Origin of the sequence: Enterobacter sp. WP_7_1 (genome assembly GCF_003688535.1) — a bacterium.
Lineage (GTDB): Bacteria > Pseudomonadota > Gammaproteobacteria > Enterobacterales > Enterobacteriaceae > Enterobacter > Enterobacter asburiae.
Genome location: NZ_REFK01000002.1, coordinates 579,126 through 594,508 on the forward strand (window position 1 = coordinate 579,126; position 15,383 = coordinate 594,508).

General features: G+C 54.7%; 18 protein-coding genes and 1 pseudogene. 8 read left to right on the forward strand and 11 right to left on the reverse strand.

Features of this window, described 5'->3' with window-relative positions; genetic code table 11:
• Positions 1-96 precede the first annotated feature (96 nt).
• Complete coding sequence (locus tag BJ885_RS11990) at positions 97-960, forward strand: N-acetylmuramic acid 6-phosphate etherase (protein ID WP_121932017.1); 864 nt, start codon at positions 97-99, stop codon at positions 958-960.
• Positions 961-1,017: 57 nt separating this feature from the next.
• On the opposite strand, the gene ompC is transcribed toward BJ885_RS11990, so the two are convergent.
• Complete coding sequence (gene ompC / locus BJ885_RS11995; protein WP_121932018.1) at positions 1,018-2,184, reverse strand: porin OmpC; 1,167 nt, start codon at positions 2,182-2,184, stop codon at positions 1,018-1,020.
• Positions 2,185-2,468: 284 nt separating this feature from the next.
• Here ompC and BJ885_RS12000 point away from each other — a divergent pair, with 284 nt between their 5' ends.
• The 3 genes from BJ885_RS12000 (at position 2,469) to BJ885_RS12010 (ending at position 5,119) form a co-directional block, all read left to right on the forward strand.
• Positions 2,469-3,170: a phosphohydrolase gene (locus BJ885_RS12000; RefSeq protein WP_121932019.1), complete on the forward strand. Its 702-nt coding sequence runs from the start codon at positions 2,469-2,471 to the stop codon at positions 3,168-3,170.
• 61 nt (positions 3,171-3,231) lie between these two features.
• On the forward strand, positions 3,232-4,647 hold the full coding sequence (locus tag BJ885_RS12005) for a DNA cytosine methyltransferase (RefSeq protein WP_121932020.1): 1,416 nt from the start codon (positions 3,232-3,234) through the stop codon (positions 4,645-4,647).
• On the forward strand, positions 4,628-5,119 hold the full coding sequence (locus tag BJ885_RS12010; RefSeq protein ID WP_029742125.1) for a very short patch repair endonuclease: 492 nt from the start codon (positions 4,628-4,630) through the stop codon (positions 5,117-5,119). Before BJ885_RS12005 ends, BJ885_RS12010 begins: the two co-directional genes overlap by 20 nt.
• Here the strand turns inward: BJ885_RS12010 and yedA are convergent.
• The gene (gene yedA, locus BJ885_RS12015; protein ID WP_029742124.1) at positions 5,091-6,005 is read right to left on the reverse strand and encodes a drug/metabolite exporter YedA; all 915 of its coding nucleotides are present in this window, start codon (positions 6,003-6,005) and stop codon (positions 5,091-5,093) included. The genes BJ885_RS12010 and yedA overlap by 29 nt on opposite strands.
• A 178-nt stretch (positions 6,006-6,183) precedes the next feature.
• On the opposite strand from yedA, the gene BJ885_RS12020 reads away from it, so the two are divergent.
• From BJ885_RS12020 to dgcQ, 3 genes are all read left to right on the forward strand, one after another.
• Positions 6,184-7,095 carry a DUF808 domain-containing protein gene (locus BJ885_RS12020; RefSeq protein ID WP_121932021.1) on the forward strand — a complete coding sequence of 304 codons (912 nt, stop codon included), beginning with the start codon at positions 6,184-6,186 and terminating at the stop codon, positions 7,093-7,095.
• Positions 7,096-7,173: 78 nt separating this feature from the next.
• The gene (locus tag BJ885_RS12025) at positions 7,174-7,356 is read left to right on the forward strand and encodes a YodC family protein (RefSeq protein ID WP_023312315.1); all 183 of its coding nucleotides are present in this window, start codon (positions 7,174-7,176) and stop codon (positions 7,354-7,356) included.
• 73 nt (positions 7,357-7,429) lie between these two features.
• A complete protein-coding gene (dgcQ, locus tag BJ885_RS12030) occupies positions 7,430-9,118 on the forward strand; it encodes a cellulose biosynthesis regulator diguanylate cyclase DgcQ (RefSeq protein ID WP_121932022.1) in 1,689 nt (562 codons plus the stop codon).
• Here dgcQ and BJ885_RS12035 read toward each other — a convergent pair.
• On the reverse strand, positions 9,115-9,915 hold the full coding sequence (locus tag BJ885_RS12035; protein ID WP_121932023.1) for a mannosyl-3-phosphoglycerate phosphatase-related protein: 801 nt from the start codon (positions 9,913-9,915) through the stop codon (positions 9,115-9,117). The genes dgcQ and BJ885_RS12035 overlap by 4 nt on opposite strands.
• Before the next feature lie 301 nt (positions 9,916-10,216).
• Entirely contained in the window at positions 10,217-10,444 is a 228-nt protein-coding gene (yodD, locus tag BJ885_RS12040; RefSeq protein ID WP_008500310.1) for a YodD family peroxide/acid resistance protein, read from the reverse strand.
• A 129-nt stretch (positions 10,445-10,573) separates the two neighbouring features.
• On the opposite strand from yodD, the gene dsrB reads away from it, so the two are divergent.
• A complete protein-coding gene (dsrB, locus tag BJ885_RS23305; RefSeq protein ID WP_013097741.1) occupies positions 10,574-10,762 on the forward strand; it encodes a protein DsrB in 189 nt (62 codons plus the stop codon).
• A 101-nt stretch (positions 10,763-10,863) separates the two neighbouring features.
• On the opposite strand, the gene rcsA is transcribed toward dsrB, so the two are convergent.
• The 7 genes and pseudogenes from rcsA to fliM form a co-directional block, all read right to left on the reverse strand.
• Entirely contained in the window at positions 10,864-11,487 is a 624-nt protein-coding gene (gene rcsA, locus BJ885_RS12050) for a transcriptional regulator RcsA (RefSeq protein WP_008500313.1), read from the reverse strand.
• 287 nt (positions 11,488-11,774) lie between these two features.
• A pseudogene (gene fliR / locus BJ885_RS12055) lies at positions 11,775-12,567 on the reverse strand (flagellar biosynthetic protein FliR); the annotation flags it as partial.
• Positions 12,568-12,574: 7 nt separating this feature from the next.
• Positions 12,575-12,844, reverse strand: a complete 270-nt coding sequence (gene fliQ / locus BJ885_RS12060) for a flagellar biosynthesis protein FliQ (protein WP_008500315.1) — start codon at positions 12,842-12,844, stop codon at positions 12,575-12,577.
• Positions 12,845-12,853: 9 nt separating this feature from the next.
• Positions 12,854-13,591 carry a flagellar type III secretion system pore protein FliP gene (fliP, locus tag BJ885_RS12065; protein ID WP_024909733.1) on the reverse strand — a complete coding sequence of 246 codons (738 nt, stop codon included), beginning with the start codon at positions 13,589-13,591 and terminating at the stop codon, positions 12,854-12,856.
• On the reverse strand, positions 13,591-13,965 hold the full coding sequence (fliO, locus tag BJ885_RS12070) for a flagellar biosynthetic protein FliO (RefSeq protein WP_032658659.1): 375 nt from the start codon (positions 13,963-13,965) through the stop codon (positions 13,591-13,593). Before fliO ends, fliP begins: the two co-directional genes overlap by 1 nt.
• Positions 13,966-13,967: 2 nt before the next feature.
• Positions 13,968-14,381, reverse strand: a complete 414-nt coding sequence (fliN, locus tag BJ885_RS12075; RefSeq protein WP_023312308.1) for a flagellar motor switch protein FliN — start codon at positions 14,379-14,381, stop codon at positions 13,968-13,970.
• Entirely contained in the window at positions 14,378-15,382 is a 1,005-nt protein-coding gene (gene fliM / locus BJ885_RS12080; RefSeq protein ID WP_023336184.1) for a flagellar motor switch protein FliM, read from the reverse strand. The genes fliN and fliM overlap by 4 nt, the downstream gene beginning before the upstream one ends.
• Position 15,383 lies beyond the last annotated feature (1 nt).

A 15,383-nucleotide genomic window follows, 5' to 3' on the forward strand; every position in this document is an offset into this window, starting at 1 on the left:
AGGCGTGGATTTGGTGCCCTTTTCGTGACCCTCCTCGCAGGTCGTCTATATAAAACACTTTATAGTGTGTGGGTAATCATAATAAGGAGGCTGTTTATGAGCGTTATGCTTACCGGTTCGGTCAAGGAAAGACGGCACGCCAGCACGATGAATATTGATAGATTGTCCACGCTGGACATGCTGAAAGTCATTCACCAGGATGATGCACTCATTTCTGCTGCTATTACCCCCTGTTTAGATACTATTGCCCGCGTGGTGGACAACGCTGCCGCGACGCTCAGCCACGGTGGTCGCCTGATCTTTGTTGGCGCGGGGCCGTCAGGGCGCGTTGCGCAACAGATTGCCGATGAATATGCGCCGGGCAAAACCCCTGTGATGGCCGTTACGGCACAAGCAGGGGAAGGGAGCTACGAGCGCGGCGTTGCCGATCTGCAGGCCATCAAGTTTGGTGAACACGATATGATGCTGGCCGTGACCGTCAGCGGAAAAACGCCGTGGATCTGGGGGGCAATGCGCCATGCGTGGTCGCTGGGTTCACCGGTCGCCATTGTTACCGGTGATGCGCAAAGCGAAGCCGCGCAGCTGGCAAGCATGGTTATCGCTCCGGAGCTGGGGGCCGATGTCGTCGCAGGCTATATCAACACTAAAGCGGGGATCGCGCAAAAAATGATCCTCTCGATGATCGCCACCGGGCTGGCCGTCCGCACCGGACGGGTTTACAGCAACCTGCGCGTGGATCTTGAGGCAAGCGCGACCAAATGGGCTGAACGGCAAATCGCTATTGTGATGGAAGCGGGGGGATGCACACGGGCCGAGGCAAAAGCCGCGCTGGCGAGCTGTAACCATAACTGTAAAACGGCGGTATTGATGGTGCTGACAGGGCTGGATGCATGGAAAGCCCATGAGCTGCTGGCGCAGAATAACGGGTTTATTCGCGTGGCGCTGCAGGAAGCGCCGTAGTAGAGATAGTGAAGAAATAAAAAAGGCCGCAATTGCGGCCTTTGATATTTTGGGGGATTAGAACTGGTAGGTCATGCCTACGCCAACGATGTCATCAGTTGAGATGCCATTGGCTTCGTAGAAGCTTTCATCGTTGTCCAGCAGGTTGATTTTGTAATCAACGTAAGTCGAGAAGTTTTTGTTGAAGCTGTAGGTCATACCAAGATCGATATAGTTCACCAGATCCTGATCAACATAGTTGTAAGTATTACCTGGGTTGTAATCATTGCCGCCAATATCTTTACCTTTGGAGTAAACCCATGCCAGAGACGGACGCAGGCCGAAGTCGAACTGGTACTGCGCTACGGCTTCAAAGTTCTGAGTCTGGTTGGCGATGCCAACATTACCATATGGCGTCATGTTGCGGGTTTCCGCATACATCATGGCCAGGTAAACACCCTGCGCATCATATTTTGCGCCAATGGTCCAGGCTTCAGCGCGTTCGCCACCTGCATATGGGCTGTAGCGGTTGTAGTTACCTGCACCGTATGCAACCTGTTTGTTCGTGCGGTCGGAAGATGAATATGCCGCGCCCAGGCTCAGACCGAAGCCAAAATCATAGGTGGTAGACATACCGAAGCCGTCGCCGTTCTGGAAACGAACATCGTCATGGCCGTTTTTCGTGCCTTCCTGATCTTCTGTTGCATCCTGGCCTTCATTCGCACCCTGATACTGCAGCGCGAAATCCAGACCCTCAACCAGACCGAAGAAATCCTGGTTACGGTAGGTTGCCAGACCGTTAGCACGACCGTTCATAAAGTTATCGGTCCAGGTGTAAGAATCACCGCCAAATACAGGCAGCATATCGGTCCAGGCTTCAACGTCGTACACGACGCCATAATTACGACCATAATCAAATGAACCGTATTCGCCATATTTCAGGCCAGCATACGCCAGGCGGTTAAACGATTTGTCACCCGCGCCCTCGGTATTGTTAGCGAAGGTTTTGTATTCCCACTGGCCGTAACCGATCAGATCGTTAGCGATCCGGGTTTCGCCTTTGAAGCCAACCTGCACATAGGTTTCGTCGCCGTCGTCGCCGGGGTTGTCAGAGAAGGTGTGACGCGCGTCGACTTTGCCGTACAGGTCAACTTTGTTGCCGTTTTTGTTGTACATTTCAGCCGCATTGGCTGCGCCTGCCATTAATAACGCGGGTACCACAATTGCCAGAACTTTTCTTTTCATTATATATTCCCTTCAAACATAATTTATATGAATATATGTAATCACCCTCCGCAATTACAGGCTTGATACTATTCCAGGAAGTGTTATTTAGTTTCAAAAATAAATGTAAGTAAATCCTATGAAATATTGCTAAATATTTCTATTAATCTCTTTATTTTTCTGGTGAATTAATTCATTGAATTTATATGGTGTAATTATTATTAAGTATTTCGTGGTTCTATTCTTAAATTGATTTAATTCGGCTATGTTATAATTCATGCGCTTTTAAACAACAGGATATGACGATGGAACTTGCCCGGTGGCAGCAGCGATTTGAGCGCTGGCTTGAGGAAAACCACAGCACCGACGATACCGCACATGATATTTCGCATTTTCGTCGGGTCTGGATGACGGCGCAAAAAATCATGGCTAACCAGGCGGTGGAGCCGCTGGTGATCCTGACCGCATGCTATTTCCACGATATTGTCAGCCTGCCGAAAAACCATCCCGAACGCGGCCGGTCATCCCAGATGGCAGCGCGCAGGACGTGCGACATTCTGCGCCGCGACTTCCCAGACTTCCCGCCAGAGCATACTGCCGCCGTCGCACACGCGATTGAGGCGCACAGCTTCAGCGCCGGGATTGCGCCACAGAGCATGGAAGCCAAAATTGTGCAGGACGCAGACCGGCTGGAAGCGTTAGGCGCTATCGGCCTGGCGCGCGTCTTTGCCGTCTCGGGCGCGCTGGGCGTACCGCTTTTTGATGCTGACGATCCCTTTGCCGATGCGCGTATCCTTGACGATCGTGCGTTTGCCCTCGACCATTTTCAGACCAAGCTGCTGCGATTGCCTGATACAATGCAAACGGAAATGGGCCGCGAGCTGGCACGCCACAATGCCGATTTCCTGATCCAGTTTATGGCGAAACTCAGTGCCGAATTACACGGCGACTGCATCGGGCTGGATAGTCAGGCGTTGAGCCGCTTCCGTCGCAGTTTGCGCAATTGAACTGTGGTAATCTGTTCCCAGTCTTTATTCTCCGGTTAAAAGAATGCAGGAAAATCTATCAGTGACAGAGCCCGCGCCCGAGCAGGCTGAGAAATCAACGGCAACGGTGCAGGCGTTGCTGCGCCAGCTGTTGGATATCTATGATGCTAAAACGCTGGCCAATCTGCTGGTGGCGCACGGCGAGAGCCACTGGAGCCCGGCGATCCTTAAGCGTCTGCTCACCAGCGAACGCGCAGGGCGTCGTCTGAGTGAAGGCGAGTTTCGTTATCTGCAAAACCTGCTTCCGCGTCCTCCTGCCGCGCACCCGAACTATGCCTTCCGCTTTATCGATCTGTTTGCCGGTATCGGCGGTATCCGACACGGTTTTGAAGCTATCGGCGGACAGTGCGTGTTTACCAGCGAGTGGAACAAACATGCCGTCCGGACCTACAAGGCCAACTGGTACTGCGATCCGCACGAGCACCATTTCAACGCGGATATCCGCGATGTTACCCTGAGCCATAAAAGCGGCGTGAGCGATGAACACGCCGCCGAGCACATTCGCCAGACGATCCCGGCGCATGACGTCCTGCTGGCCGGCTTCCCGTGTCAGCCCTTCTCGCTGGCCGGTGTCTCCAAAAAGAATGCCCTCGGACGCGCCCACGGTTTTGCCTGCGATACCCAGGGAACGCTGTTTTTTGATGTGGCGCGCATTATCGATGCCTGCCGCCCGGCCATCTTTGTGCTGGAAAACGTCAAAAATCTAAAGAGCCACGACGGTGGAAAAACCTTCCGCATTATCATGCAGACCCTGGACGAGCTGGGTTATGACGTGGCCGACTCGCAGGATATGGGCGCGGACGATCCCAAAATCATTGATGGGAAACATTTCCTGCCCCAGCATCGCGAACGTATCGTGCTGGTGGGTTTCCGCCGCGATCTCAATCTCAAGGGGGATTTCACCCTGCGGGATATCCCGTCTCTGTATCCCGAGCGTCGTCCAACCGTGGCCGACCTGCTGGAACCTGTCGTTGACGCAAAATTTATTCTTACCCCGGTGCTGTGGAAATACCTCTACCGCTATGCCAAGAAACATCAGGCGAAGGGCAACGGCTTCGGTTTTGGGATGGTAAACCCCAACGATCCGCTCAGCGTGACCCGCACGTTGTCCGCTCGCTACTATAAGGATGGGGCAGAGATCCTGATCGACAGAGGCTGGGACAAGGCGCTGGGTGAAAAAGATTTCGACGATCCGCACAACCAGCGTCACCGTCCGCGACGCTTAACGCCGCGGGAATGCGCCCGGTTGATGGGATTTGAAACCCCGCAGGGCTACCGCTTCCGCATTCCGGTTTCGGATACTCAGGCGTACCGCCAGTTTGGTAACTCGGTGGTGGTTCCCGCGTTCGCGGCCGTGGCAAAACTGCTGGCCTCTCGCATCAGACAGGCGGTGGCACTCCGTCAGGGTGAGGCCGTCAATGACGGATGTTCACGATAAGGCCACGCGCAGCAAAAATATGCGTGCCATCGGCACGCGTGACACCGCCATCGAAAAGCGTCTGGCCGGGCTGCTGACGCAGGCGGGGTTTGATTTCCGCGTGCAGGATCCCGCGCTTGCGGGTCGCCCCGATTTCGTCATCGACGCCTGGCAGTGCATCATCTTTACCCACGGCTGTTTCTGGCATCACCACGACTGCTACCTGTTTAAGGTCCCCGCGACGCGCACCGATTTCTGGCTGGATAAAATTGGCAAGAACGTCGAGCGCGACAGCCGGGATCTCACCGCGCTGATTGCGCAGGGCTGGCGGGTGCTGATCGTCTGGGAGTGCGCGCTGAGAGGCAGATTAAAACTGAACGATACCGATCTGACCGAACGGCTGGAAGAGTGGATCTGCGGCGGCGGCCAGACCGCGCAGATCGACACGCAGGGTATTCACCTGCTTAAGGTTTATCCACCTCGCAAGGCGTGACCACCGGTTTTGCAGGCAGTAAATATTTGCCCAGGGTGACCAGCACGACGGCAAAAACAATCACTCCTAAAGCCAGCCATTCAACGGAAGAGAGCGTTTCTCCCCCTAATCCCGTCCCGAGCAGCACGGCCACGACCGGGTTGACGTAGGCATAGCTGGTTGCGACAGCCGGGGAGACATTGCGGATCAGGAACATATAGGCGTTAATGGCGATGATGGAACCAAACAGCGCCAGGTAGCCTACCGCCAGAAAGCCCGACAGCGGCGGCAGGGTCGTAAGCTTTTCTCCCGTCAGCGTGGAGGCGAGCAGCAGCACAATTCCGGCGGCAAGCATTTCAATCGCCCCCGCCATCATGCCGGTCGGCAGTTCGATACGCGAACCGTAGACGGAACCAAACGCCCAGCTCATCGAGCCAATCAGGATGATGATTGCGCCCCACGGATTCCCGCTCAGGTTACCGCCGCTGTTCAGCAGAATGATGCCGGCAAGGCCAATACCAATCCCCAGCCATTCCAGCTTGCGGGTGCGGATACCGAAAAGGCGGCTAAAGCAGAGGGTAAACAGCGGTACGGTGGCAACGACCACGGCGGCGATCCCGGACGGTACGTTCTGGTGCTCGGCAATCGTGACAAACCCATTTCCCACCGCCAGCAGCAGCAGGCCGATCAGGGCGGCATTCAGCATCGGGCGCAGCGGGGGAAGCTTATGTCCGCGCAGCAGCAGGAAGGCCAGCAGCAGCACGCCAGCCGAGAGAAAGCGGATGCCCGCCATCATCAGTGGCGGCCAGCTTTCCACGCCGATGCGAATGACAAAGTAGGTTGAGCCCCAGATGATGTACAGCGAAAAGAGTGCCCCAATGAGCGGTAGCAAGTGCCGGAAACGCATAATCCCTCACGACGAAATAAAAAGGTCGCTGATAGTAAACGCGAAAACTATCGTGCTGGCGAGCCCTTTAATTGTGTAGCGGATGTGAATTTTTTGTTGACGCGAGGTGGGTGTTTCCGGGTTTGCGCTTTTGCTCCATACTATTCACTTAATTACCAAAAAATGAAGGATTAAGATTTTGGCAGGAAGTAGCTTATTAACATTGCTGGATGATATTGCCACCTTACTGGATGACATTTCAGTGATGGGGAAACTGGCGGCGAAAAAAACCGCAGGCGTGCTGGGAGATGATTTATCGCTTAACGCCCAACAGGTGAGTGGGGTAAGGGCTAACCGTGAACTGCCGGTGGTGTGGGGCGTGGCAAAAGGCTCCTTCCTGAATAAGGTGATACTGGTGCCGCTGGCGCTGCTGATCAGCGCGTTTATTCCCTGGGCCATCACGCCGCTGCTGATGATTGGCGGGGCGTTTCTCTGCTTCGAGGGCGTAGAGAAGGTCCTGCACTCCTTTAGCGCGCGCAAGCAGAGCGATACGCCGGAGATGCGCCAGCAGCGTCTTGAAGCGCTGGCCGCTCAGGATCCGAAAACCTTCGAGCGCGATAAGGTCAAAGGCGCCATTCGGACCGACTTTATCCTGTCCGCGGAGATTGTCGCCATTACGCTGGGCATCGTGTCTGACGCGCCGCTCCTGAATCAGGTTCTGATCCTCTCCGGTATCGCCATTCTGGTCACCGTCGGCGTCTACGGCCTGGTGGGACTGATCGTCAAGCTGGATGATATCGGCTACTGGCTGGAGGAGAAATCGAGCGCGGTGGCAAGAGGCATCGGCAAAAGCCTGCTGGTACTGGCCCCGTGGCTGATGAAGAGTTTGTCGGTGGTAGGCACGCTGGCGATGTTCCTCGTGGGCGGCGGGATCGTGGTTCACGGTATCGCGCCGCTGCACCATACGATCGAACATTTTTCCTCGGCGCAGGGGGCCGTTATCGCGGCGATTCTGCCCACGCTGCTGAATCTGGTGCTGGGCTTCATCATTGGCGCTATCGTGGTTGCGGCGGTGAAGCTGGTTGAAAAAATACGCGGCACGTCGCACTAATTGTTACCCGTTGTGGGATGCAAAAAGACCATTCCTCGTCTAAATTGAAACAGTTTCACCCTGATACAGGAGGCAGGTATGGTCTTTTTGGTCAGTGATGAAGTTAAGCCTAAGAAGGGCGGCCCACGTATGATTGTGACCGGGTATTCCAGCGGAATGGTGGAATGTCGGTGGCACGATGGCTATGGCATCAAGCGGGAAGCATTTCGTGAAGATGAGCTTCAGCCGGGGGACGGGCAGCACCAGCGGGACAAGGCTTAATCACATAACGCCCGGCTTTGCCGGGCGTTTTTATCTCAAGTACCGGGTGAAAGGCAGCGATCAGGGAGTGTGTGTGCAGCGCGATACCTTTGTTGTAAGACAATCTTTTTTGCAATGGCTGCATAAGCGTAGCAATCCGGGGCTGATTGTTAATCTCTGTTTTCTGGTTGTTCTGGTATTTTCCACTCTATTGACCTGGCGTGAAGTGGTGGTACTGGAAGAGGCGTACATCTCCAGCCAGCGTAACCATCTGGATACGGTGGCCAGTTCGCTGGACAGGCAGCTGCAGAACAGCGTGGACAGGATGCTGTTGTTTCGTCAGGGCATGCGCGATGCGATCCAAACGCCGCTGGCATTTGAAGTACTCCAGAACGCAGTGTCACGCTTCGATACTGTCCGCATGCTACCCACCTGGCAGCTTGCCGTAGATAAAAAACGCACCCTTCCCATTAACGGTGTTTCGGATGCATTCGTCCAAAAAACCACGCTTCTGAATCGTGACGATGAACGCCTCAGCCACGAGATTTCCGCCGCGCTGGAAGTGGGGTATCTGCTCAGGCTGGCGTCGTCGAGAGCACAAACGGAAGCGCGCGTGATCTACGTCTCCCGCGCCGGGTTTTTCATTTCCACCGATACGCCGGACCAGGCGGGCGACATTACCTCCCGCTATTACCATCTTGTCACGCAGTCCTGGTTTACCCAGCAGTCAGAACGGAACAATCGCGCGCGCGCGGTGCGCTGGTTCATCTCTACCCCTTCATCCTGGACCAACGATGAACGTACGATCACCGCCAGCGTTCCCATCTATTTCGATCATTACTGGTATGGCGTCGTGGCGATGGATTTTACGTTGAACACGATGCAGCGCCTGCTGGCCGATGCGACGGAAGACCGAACGGAAGGGGAGTATCAGCTGTACGATACCCGGCTCAATATGATTGCCACTTCTGCCCATACGGGAAACGTGGTTAACCATTTCGACGAACGCGAAACGGCGCAGATTGCGCAGGCGATTGAGCACGCGACCGGCGGCGGGATCCGCCTCGGAAGCCGTTTTGTCAGCTGGGAGCGCCTCGATCACTTCGACGGCGTCGTCCTGCGGATCCACACCCTGCACGAAGGGGTACAGGACGACTTCGGCAGCATCAGCATCGTGCTGGCGCTGCTGTGGGCGCTCTTTACCGCCATGCTGTTGATCTCGTGGCTGGTGATCCGCCGCATGGTGAGTAACATGTATACGCTTCAGCACTCGCTCCAGTGGCAGGCCTGGCATGACCCGCTTACCCGCCTGAATAACCGCGGCGCGCTGTTCGACCGCGCAAAATTGCTGGCGGAAACCTGTCGCCAGCAGTCGCTGCCGTTCTCGGTGATTCAGATCGATCTCGACCATTTTAAAAACATCAACGACCGCTTTGGCCATCAGGCCGGGGATAAGGTGCTCTCCCACACGGCAGGACTGATTGCCAGCGCGCTACGCAAGAATGATGTGGCAGGGCGCGTAGGCGGGGAAGAGTTTTGCGTCGTCCTGCCGGGGATCGGCCTGGAGGAGGCGAGAAGCGTCGCGGACCGTATTCGCTGCCGGATCAACAGTAAGGAGATCCTGGTGAAGAAGAGCACGACCCTGCGCATCAGCGCGTCGCTGGGGGTCAGCAGCGCGGGTGAAGCAGGTAACTACGAGTTTGAACAGCTGCAGTCCGTGGCGGACGTCCGGCTGTATCAGGCCAAACAGAGCGGGCGTAACCGGGTCGTCTGGCGGGATTAAGAGAGGAAGTAATCCAGCCCCTCCTGCCAGCCCGCCGGGCCGGGCTGCCGGGTGTGATAAACCCGGGCGGGGTTATCGTCCCGTAGCGTGATGCCCTGGCGGTTAATGCCCTTAATCACCACCGCGAAGTCAACGCTGTCGAGCAGCGGCGCATCATTGGGACCGTCGCCGAGCCCCAGCGTGGTGGGTTCAATCTCTTCCTGCTCGCGGTATTGCTCAATCAGCCAGTTCACCGCAACGTCTTTGCCGCAGCGGGCGTCCAGAACATGCCAGAAGCGTGCCCCCTGCAGGCATTTCAGTCCGGCATTCGCCAGCTCCTCTTCAAACTGAACCATTTTCTCGTCGGTATCGCGCCAGATGAGCGTGACGGACGCTTCATGCTTGCGGGCAAGCGCCGAGCGGTAGCGCGTCAGTCCGGTCCACTCGCTGATAACGTGCTCATCCACGTCGTCAAAGGTGGTGAATTTATAGCCCGTCTGCAGGCGAATTTGCTCGATACGCGGGCGAATATCCCGGTGTGTCATCCCCCTGATCTGGCGCTGAATTTTATCCCAGCGTACGTCAGGCTGAATCACCGCGCCGTTCTCGGCAATAAAAGGCAAGCCTTCAAGCCCAAGATCCAGCTGGAGATCGAGCATCTCTGCCGCGGTCTTGCTGCTGCAAAGAATGACCGGAACCTGATTATCCATCAGCCTGTCCAGCCAGGGCATGGCGGGTTGCCACTCATAGGTGTGAATATCCAGCAGTGAACCATCCAGATCAGAGAAAATCAGCAATGTATCCCGCAGTGAAGGCATAGCGACTCCTGGTAACAGATGCGTTTCGCCCTAAGAAAATTCCTAAAAAATGGTTGAGGCGAAAACCGGAGATAAGAGGGATGCCCCTGGCAAACCCGCATTCGGCGTGTGTTATCGCTCATAACAAAAAGCATTATGTTAAAAATATTATATTCATCGTAAGAATATATGCTTGTCAGCCAAATTCGTTGGGGATAGTGTGGCATGTACATCAGATTTCCTGGTGTAACGAATTTTCAAGTGCTTCTTGCATAAGCAAGTTTTGATCCCGGTCATCCCCATGACCGGGATTTTTTTCGCCCTACCGATTGGCTTCAGACACGCTAAAGTCGTGAATATCAAGCTCGAAGGCCTCCGCCAGCTCGCGATAGGTGTGATAATCCCTTCCGTTGACAATGACGCGGTCCGAATTGTCGTCCGACCGGCGGACTTCTGACTCACTGATCTCATTGATGGCGGCCAGCAGGGCATCGACATCCACCTCGACTTCGCGCTTGATGGTGTCGCTGTACTCTTTATCGGTCTTCATTACTGGGTTCCTCATTCAACCGTGTCCAACGGTAAGTATAGACTGTGCATAAAAACGCCAATCACATCGGGCGGCGATGTGCGTTTTTGCGTTTTGTTCTACACTGGCTCAAAACCAGAGGAGGAATGTATGAAGGTCAACGATCGGGTAACCGTTAAAACGGACGGTGGGCCGCGCCGCCCGGGTGTGGTGCTGGCAATTGAAGAGTTTAGCGAAGGCACAATGTACCTGGTATCGCTTGAAGACTACCCGCTCGGCATCTGGTTTTTTAACGAACTGGGGCATCCGGACGGCATTTTTGTCGAGAAGGCGGAGTAGCACGGCGTCGGGTAGCACATCGCGTGCCCGACAACCTTTCCAGAAGCAAAAATCTCTGGCCAGGCCAGAGATCAAAGGTAGGGTGCACAGGTCTTAAGCGACTAACGCATGTTGACGAAAATCCCGTTCGTCACATTATCGGTCAGGCGTACCACGTGGTAGATCACTTGCTTATTATGCGTTTTAATTTTCCTTTTAATATTTCCTTTGTGTGACGAAACGGTTTTCGCTTTAATATTCATCTGGTCAGAGATCTGAATAGTTCCTTGTCCCGCCATCCACATTCGCAGCATACTTGATTCAGTCCTGCTTAATGATAGGGTGGGTAAGTTAACCGCTCCTACATTTTTAACTTCTTTATTCAAATAATCACCCAGAATGTCATCCAGCGACTCGGGTTTAATCGATTTAGAACTGATCAATAAATTTTTACGGACCAACAAATACTCATCGAAATGGATATTCGCGATCGCCATAAAAACAATAAACAGGGTTTTTGGATGCTGATTAATGATTTGCTTAATGTGCTGACTGTTGGCTGGATCGTGAATGAAACAGTCCTCATTAATAAACACCACGCCTGGTTTTAGTTCGTCACAAGCGGCTGCGAGTTCGTCAACGGTGTGTGCATCGTTGATGTCTCTCTTTCTTACCCCTCTGCTTGCCAGGTACCCGGTTAACCCTAGCCGGGTGTAGCTGCATAAATCCATAATGATCGTTGACATGGCATACCCTCACTCAATGCGTAACGATAATTCACCATCTGCCTGAGAGCTCAAAACAGCCATACGGGATGGAAAAAAATAATAAACCTGTGAGCATGACAAAGACTTTCAGGCGGACTCACTATCCCGTAAAGTTACGTATAATTTGCCAGGAATCTTCTTAAAGTAAAGTAAATATTAAGTATTGTGAGATGGTTAGAAACAATTAAACCGCGTCAGATATATCCTGGAAGATGTTTTACGCGTTTTATTTTAGGAATATCCTCAGAAAGACAATGGCAACAGTGAGGGTTATTATTTACGTGGCAGCTCGCTGACAATATCCGCTAACAGGTTGAATATCTCGCCGAATAAATGTTCACAGAAGGGAGCGATAAGTGGCATCAGTAATGACATTAATAAAATCCCAACCGTCAGCGTCAGCGGAAAACCAATGACAAACACTGAAAGCTGCGGCGCCATTCGGTTGAGTAAACCTAACGCCAGGTTGACGGTCAGCAGCAGGGTGATGATCGGCAGCGCCAGCATCAGCCCGTTGAGGAAAATCAGCCCCGCAGCGCGAGTAAGCGCGAGGAAAGCGTTGCTGTTCACCGGATTTTCACCAATCGGCAGCGTATGGAAGGTATCCACCAGCATGGAGATAAGCCAGAGATGGCCGTTGAACGACAGGAACAGCAGCATGGCGAGCAGATCGATAATACGCGCCAGCACGGGCATGTTGAGATGACTGCCGGGATCGACAAACGTGGCGAACGATAGCCCCATCTGCAGGCCGATCAGTTCCCCAGCGGTACGCACCGCGGCAAAGGCGAGCTGCATGGTAAAGCCGACGGCGACGCCAATCATCACCTGCTGCAGGGCCACCCACACCGCATTCGCCGAGAAGATCGGAATATCCACGGGGGGAAGAGAGGGCGCAACGATAATGGAGATGATAATGCCCAGCCCCACCTTGACCCGCTTGGGTATCGATTTCTCACTGAGAATGGGGGCGGTGGATATTAGCGCCATGATGCGCAGCATCGGCCAGAAATAGACGCTGAGCCACTGAACCCACTGGTCGCTGGTGAAGTGCAGCATCGTCAGGTCAGCCGATGATGTACGGCAGATTGGTAAACAGGTTGCGCATATAGTCCAGCAACAGGTTCAGCATCCACGGCCCGGCCACGATAATCGCCACGAACACGGCGATGATTTTCGGGATGAACGACAGCGTCATTTCGTTAATCTGCGTGGCGGCCTGCAGAATACTGATAATCAGACCGGTAACCAGCGCGACAAGCAGCAGCGGCGCGGCAACGGCAATCGCGATTTTCATCGCTTCCGTGCCCATCATCATGACCGATTCGGGTGTCATTACCGTTCCTTAACTGTAGAAACTCTGCGCCAGCGAACTGACCAGCAGCTGCCAGCCGTCGACCAGTACAAAGAGCATGATCTTAAAGGGCAGGGCAATGGTCGCGGGCGGCACCATCATCATCCCGAGCGCCATCAGGACGCTGGCGATCACCAGGTCGATAATCAGGAACGGAATAAAGATGGTAAAGCCAATCTGGAACGCGGTTTTCAGCTCGCTGGTGACATAGGCAGGCAGAAGAATACGCATTGGCACTGATTCCGGTCCCTGCAGCTCGCCGGTGTTGGACAGGCGGGCAAAGAGGGCCAGGTCGGCTTCTCGCGTCTGGCGCAGCATAAACTCTCGCAGCGGCTGAGCGCCTTTATCCAGCGCCTCCTGCATGGAGATTTTATCTTCGCTGAACGGCTGGTAGGCGTCGGTATAAATCTTGTCGATAACCGGCGACATAATGAAAAAGGTCAAAAACAGCGCCAGGCCAAGCAGAACCTGGTTTGGCGGTGCAGAAGGGGTTCCCAGCGCGTTTCGCAGCAGACCAAAGACGATGATGATGCGGGTGAAGCTGGTCATCATCAGCAGAATGGCCGGAATAAACGTCAGCGAGGTAATGAACACCAGCGTCTGAACCGGAAGGGACCAGCTTTGTCCGCCGCCCGCGAGAGGGGTGGAGACCAGACCGGGCAGCTGTGCATAGACCGCGGGAGCAAACAGGCCAACGCCCGCAAGCGTCAGGGATAACAAACGGCGCATCAGGATCTCCCGGAACGCTTAAGCAAACTCTTCATGACGGACTGAAAATCCGCAGGGGCCTCTGCGCGCTCGTCCACCACAACAGGGGCGGGCGGCAGCTTGTGTAATACGCTGATGTTTGAGGCCGTGACGCCCAGGACCAGGCGCGCGTCGTCCACCTCGACGATGACCACGCGCTCGCGTGGCCCCAGCGTGGTGCTGGCGCTGACCTTCAGGCCGCGGGCACCGGCGGTTTTACCCGCCAGGCCAAAGCGCTTCGCCAGCCAGGCGGCGATAAGAATAAAGGCAATAATACCGAACAATGCCCCGCTCACCTGGAGCAGAGGCGAGCCGGGAACGGCAGAAGGCTGTGATATTGTTGCCTGGGTTTTCATGCTTAACGGCTCAGACGACGCATACGTTCAGACGGGGTAATGATGTCGGTGATGCGTACGCCGTATTTATCGGCAACCACCACCACTTCACCCTGGGCAATCAGATAGCCGTTGATCAGAATATCCAGCGGCTCGCCGGCCAGACCGTCAAGGGCCACCACGGAACCCTGCGTCAGACGCAGCAGCTCTTTAATGGTCATCCGGGTGCGTCCCAGCTCAACGGTCAGCTTAACCGGGATATCCATAATCAGGTCGATGTCCTGCAGCGTGCCGCTGACGTCACCGCCGCCGAGCTGCTGGAATACGGCATCCGCTGCACTTTTGGCCGGGGGTGCTTTTTGCTCGTTTAACGCGTCAGCCCACAGATCGTCCAGTGCTCCGCTGTTTTCATCGGACGGATTGTTCATGTCACTCATTTGGGCTGTTCCTCATTCAGCGAATTCAAAATCGGGTTGATCAAGTGCTCAACGCGTAACGCATACTGACCGTTAATCGTGCCGTACTGGCTTGTCAGCACGGGGACACCATCCACATGGGCAATAATGCGGTCGGGTTTTTCTATCGGCAAAACATCACCGGGTTGTAATTTCAGGATCTGAGATAACCGCAGCGGGATATCGGCGAAGCTCGCCACCAGCTCAAGCTGCGAATGCTGGACCTGGCGGACCAGGTTTTCACGCCAGTTCTGGTCTTCGTTGCGGGAGTTCTCCAGCGGCGGGTTCACCAGAAGCTCGCGCAGCGGTTCGATCATGCTGAACGGCAGGCAGATGTTGAACTCGCCGGTCAGGTTACCGATCTCCACGTGGAACGGGGTGTTAACGACGATATCGTTCGGGGAGGTGGTGATATTGGTAAATTTCACCTGCATCTCAGAACGGACGTACTCCACTTCCAGCGGGTTAATCGCTTTCCACGCGTCGCTATAAGACTCCAGCGCCAGCTTCAGCATGCGGTTAATGACGCGCTGTTCGGTGTGGGTGAATTCACGACCTTCTACTTTGGTCGGGAAACGCCCGTCGCCGCCGAACAGGTTATCCACCGCGATGAACACCAGGCTTGGCGAAAACACCACCAGACCGGTGCCGCGCAGCGGCTTCAGATGAATCAGGTTAAGGTTGGTTGGCACCGGCAGGTTGCGGGCAAACTCATGATAAGGCTGAATGCGGATCGCACCGACCGTGATATCCGGGCTACGACGCAGCAGGTTAAACAGCCCCATACGGAACTGACGTGCAAAACGTTCGTTAATGATCTCCAGCGCCTGCAGACGTTCACGTACCACGCGACGCTGGGTATTCGGGTCATAGGGACGTATATCGCTATCGCCGCCGATACCCGGTTTAGGATCATCATTGTTATCGCTGTCGCCGTTGAGCAGCGCATCGATTTCTGCCTGAGAAAGAATACTGTCGCCCATG

Coding starts and splice junctions, on each gene's coding strand:
- dsrB (WP_013097741.1), top strand. CDS start 10,574: ATGAAGGTCAACGATCGGGTAACCGTTAAAACGGACGGTGGGCCGCGC.
- fliN (WP_023312308.1), bottom strand. CDS start 14,381: ATGAGTGACATGAACAATCCGTCCGATGAAAACAGCGGAGCACTGGAC.
- yedA (WP_029742124.1), bottom strand. CDS start 6,005: ATGCGTTTCCGGCACTTGCTACCGCTCATTGGGGCACTCTTTTCGCTG.
- fliQ (WP_008500315.1), bottom strand. CDS start 12,844: ATGACACCCGAATCGGTCATGATGATGGGCACGGAAGCGATGAAAATC.
- BJ885_RS12000 (WP_121932019.1), top strand. CDS start 2,469: ATGGAACTTGCCCGGTGGCAGCAGCGATTTGAGCGCTGGCTTGAGGAA.
- fliP (WP_024909733.1), bottom strand. CDS start 13,591: ATGCGCCGTTTGTTATCCCTGACGCTTGCGGGCGTTGGCCTGTTTGCT.
- rcsA (WP_008500313.1), bottom strand. CDS start 11,487: ATGTCAACGATCATTATGGATTTATGCAGCTACACCCGGCTAGGGTTA.
- fliM (WP_023336184.1), bottom strand. CDS start 15,382: ATGGGCGACAGTATTCTTTCTCAGGCAGAAATCGATGCGCTGCTCAAC.
- ompC (WP_121932018.1), bottom strand. CDS start 2,184: ATGAAAAGAAAAGTTCTGGCAATTGTGGTACCCGCGTTATTAATGGCA.
- BJ885_RS11990 (WP_121932017.1), top strand. CDS start 97: ATGAGCGTTATGCTTACCGGTTCGGTCAAGGAAAGACGGCACGCCAGC.
- fliO (WP_032658659.1), bottom strand. CDS start 13,965: ATGAAAACCCAGGCAACAATATCACAGCCTTCTGCCGTTCCCGGCTCG.
- BJ885_RS12025 (WP_023312315.1), top strand. CDS start 7,174: ATGGTCTTTTTGGTCAGTGATGAAGTTAAGCCTAAGAAGGGCGGCCCA.
- BJ885_RS12010 (WP_029742125.1), top strand. CDS start 4,628: ATGACGGATGTTCACGATAAGGCCACGCGCAGCAAAAATATGCGTGCC.
- BJ885_RS12035 (WP_121932023.1), bottom strand. CDS start 9,915: ATGCCTTCACTGCGGGATACATTGCTGATTTTCTCTGATCTGGATGGT.
- yodD (WP_008500310.1), bottom strand. CDS start 10,444: ATGAAGACCGATAAAGAGTACAGCGACACCATCAAGCGCGAAGTCGAG.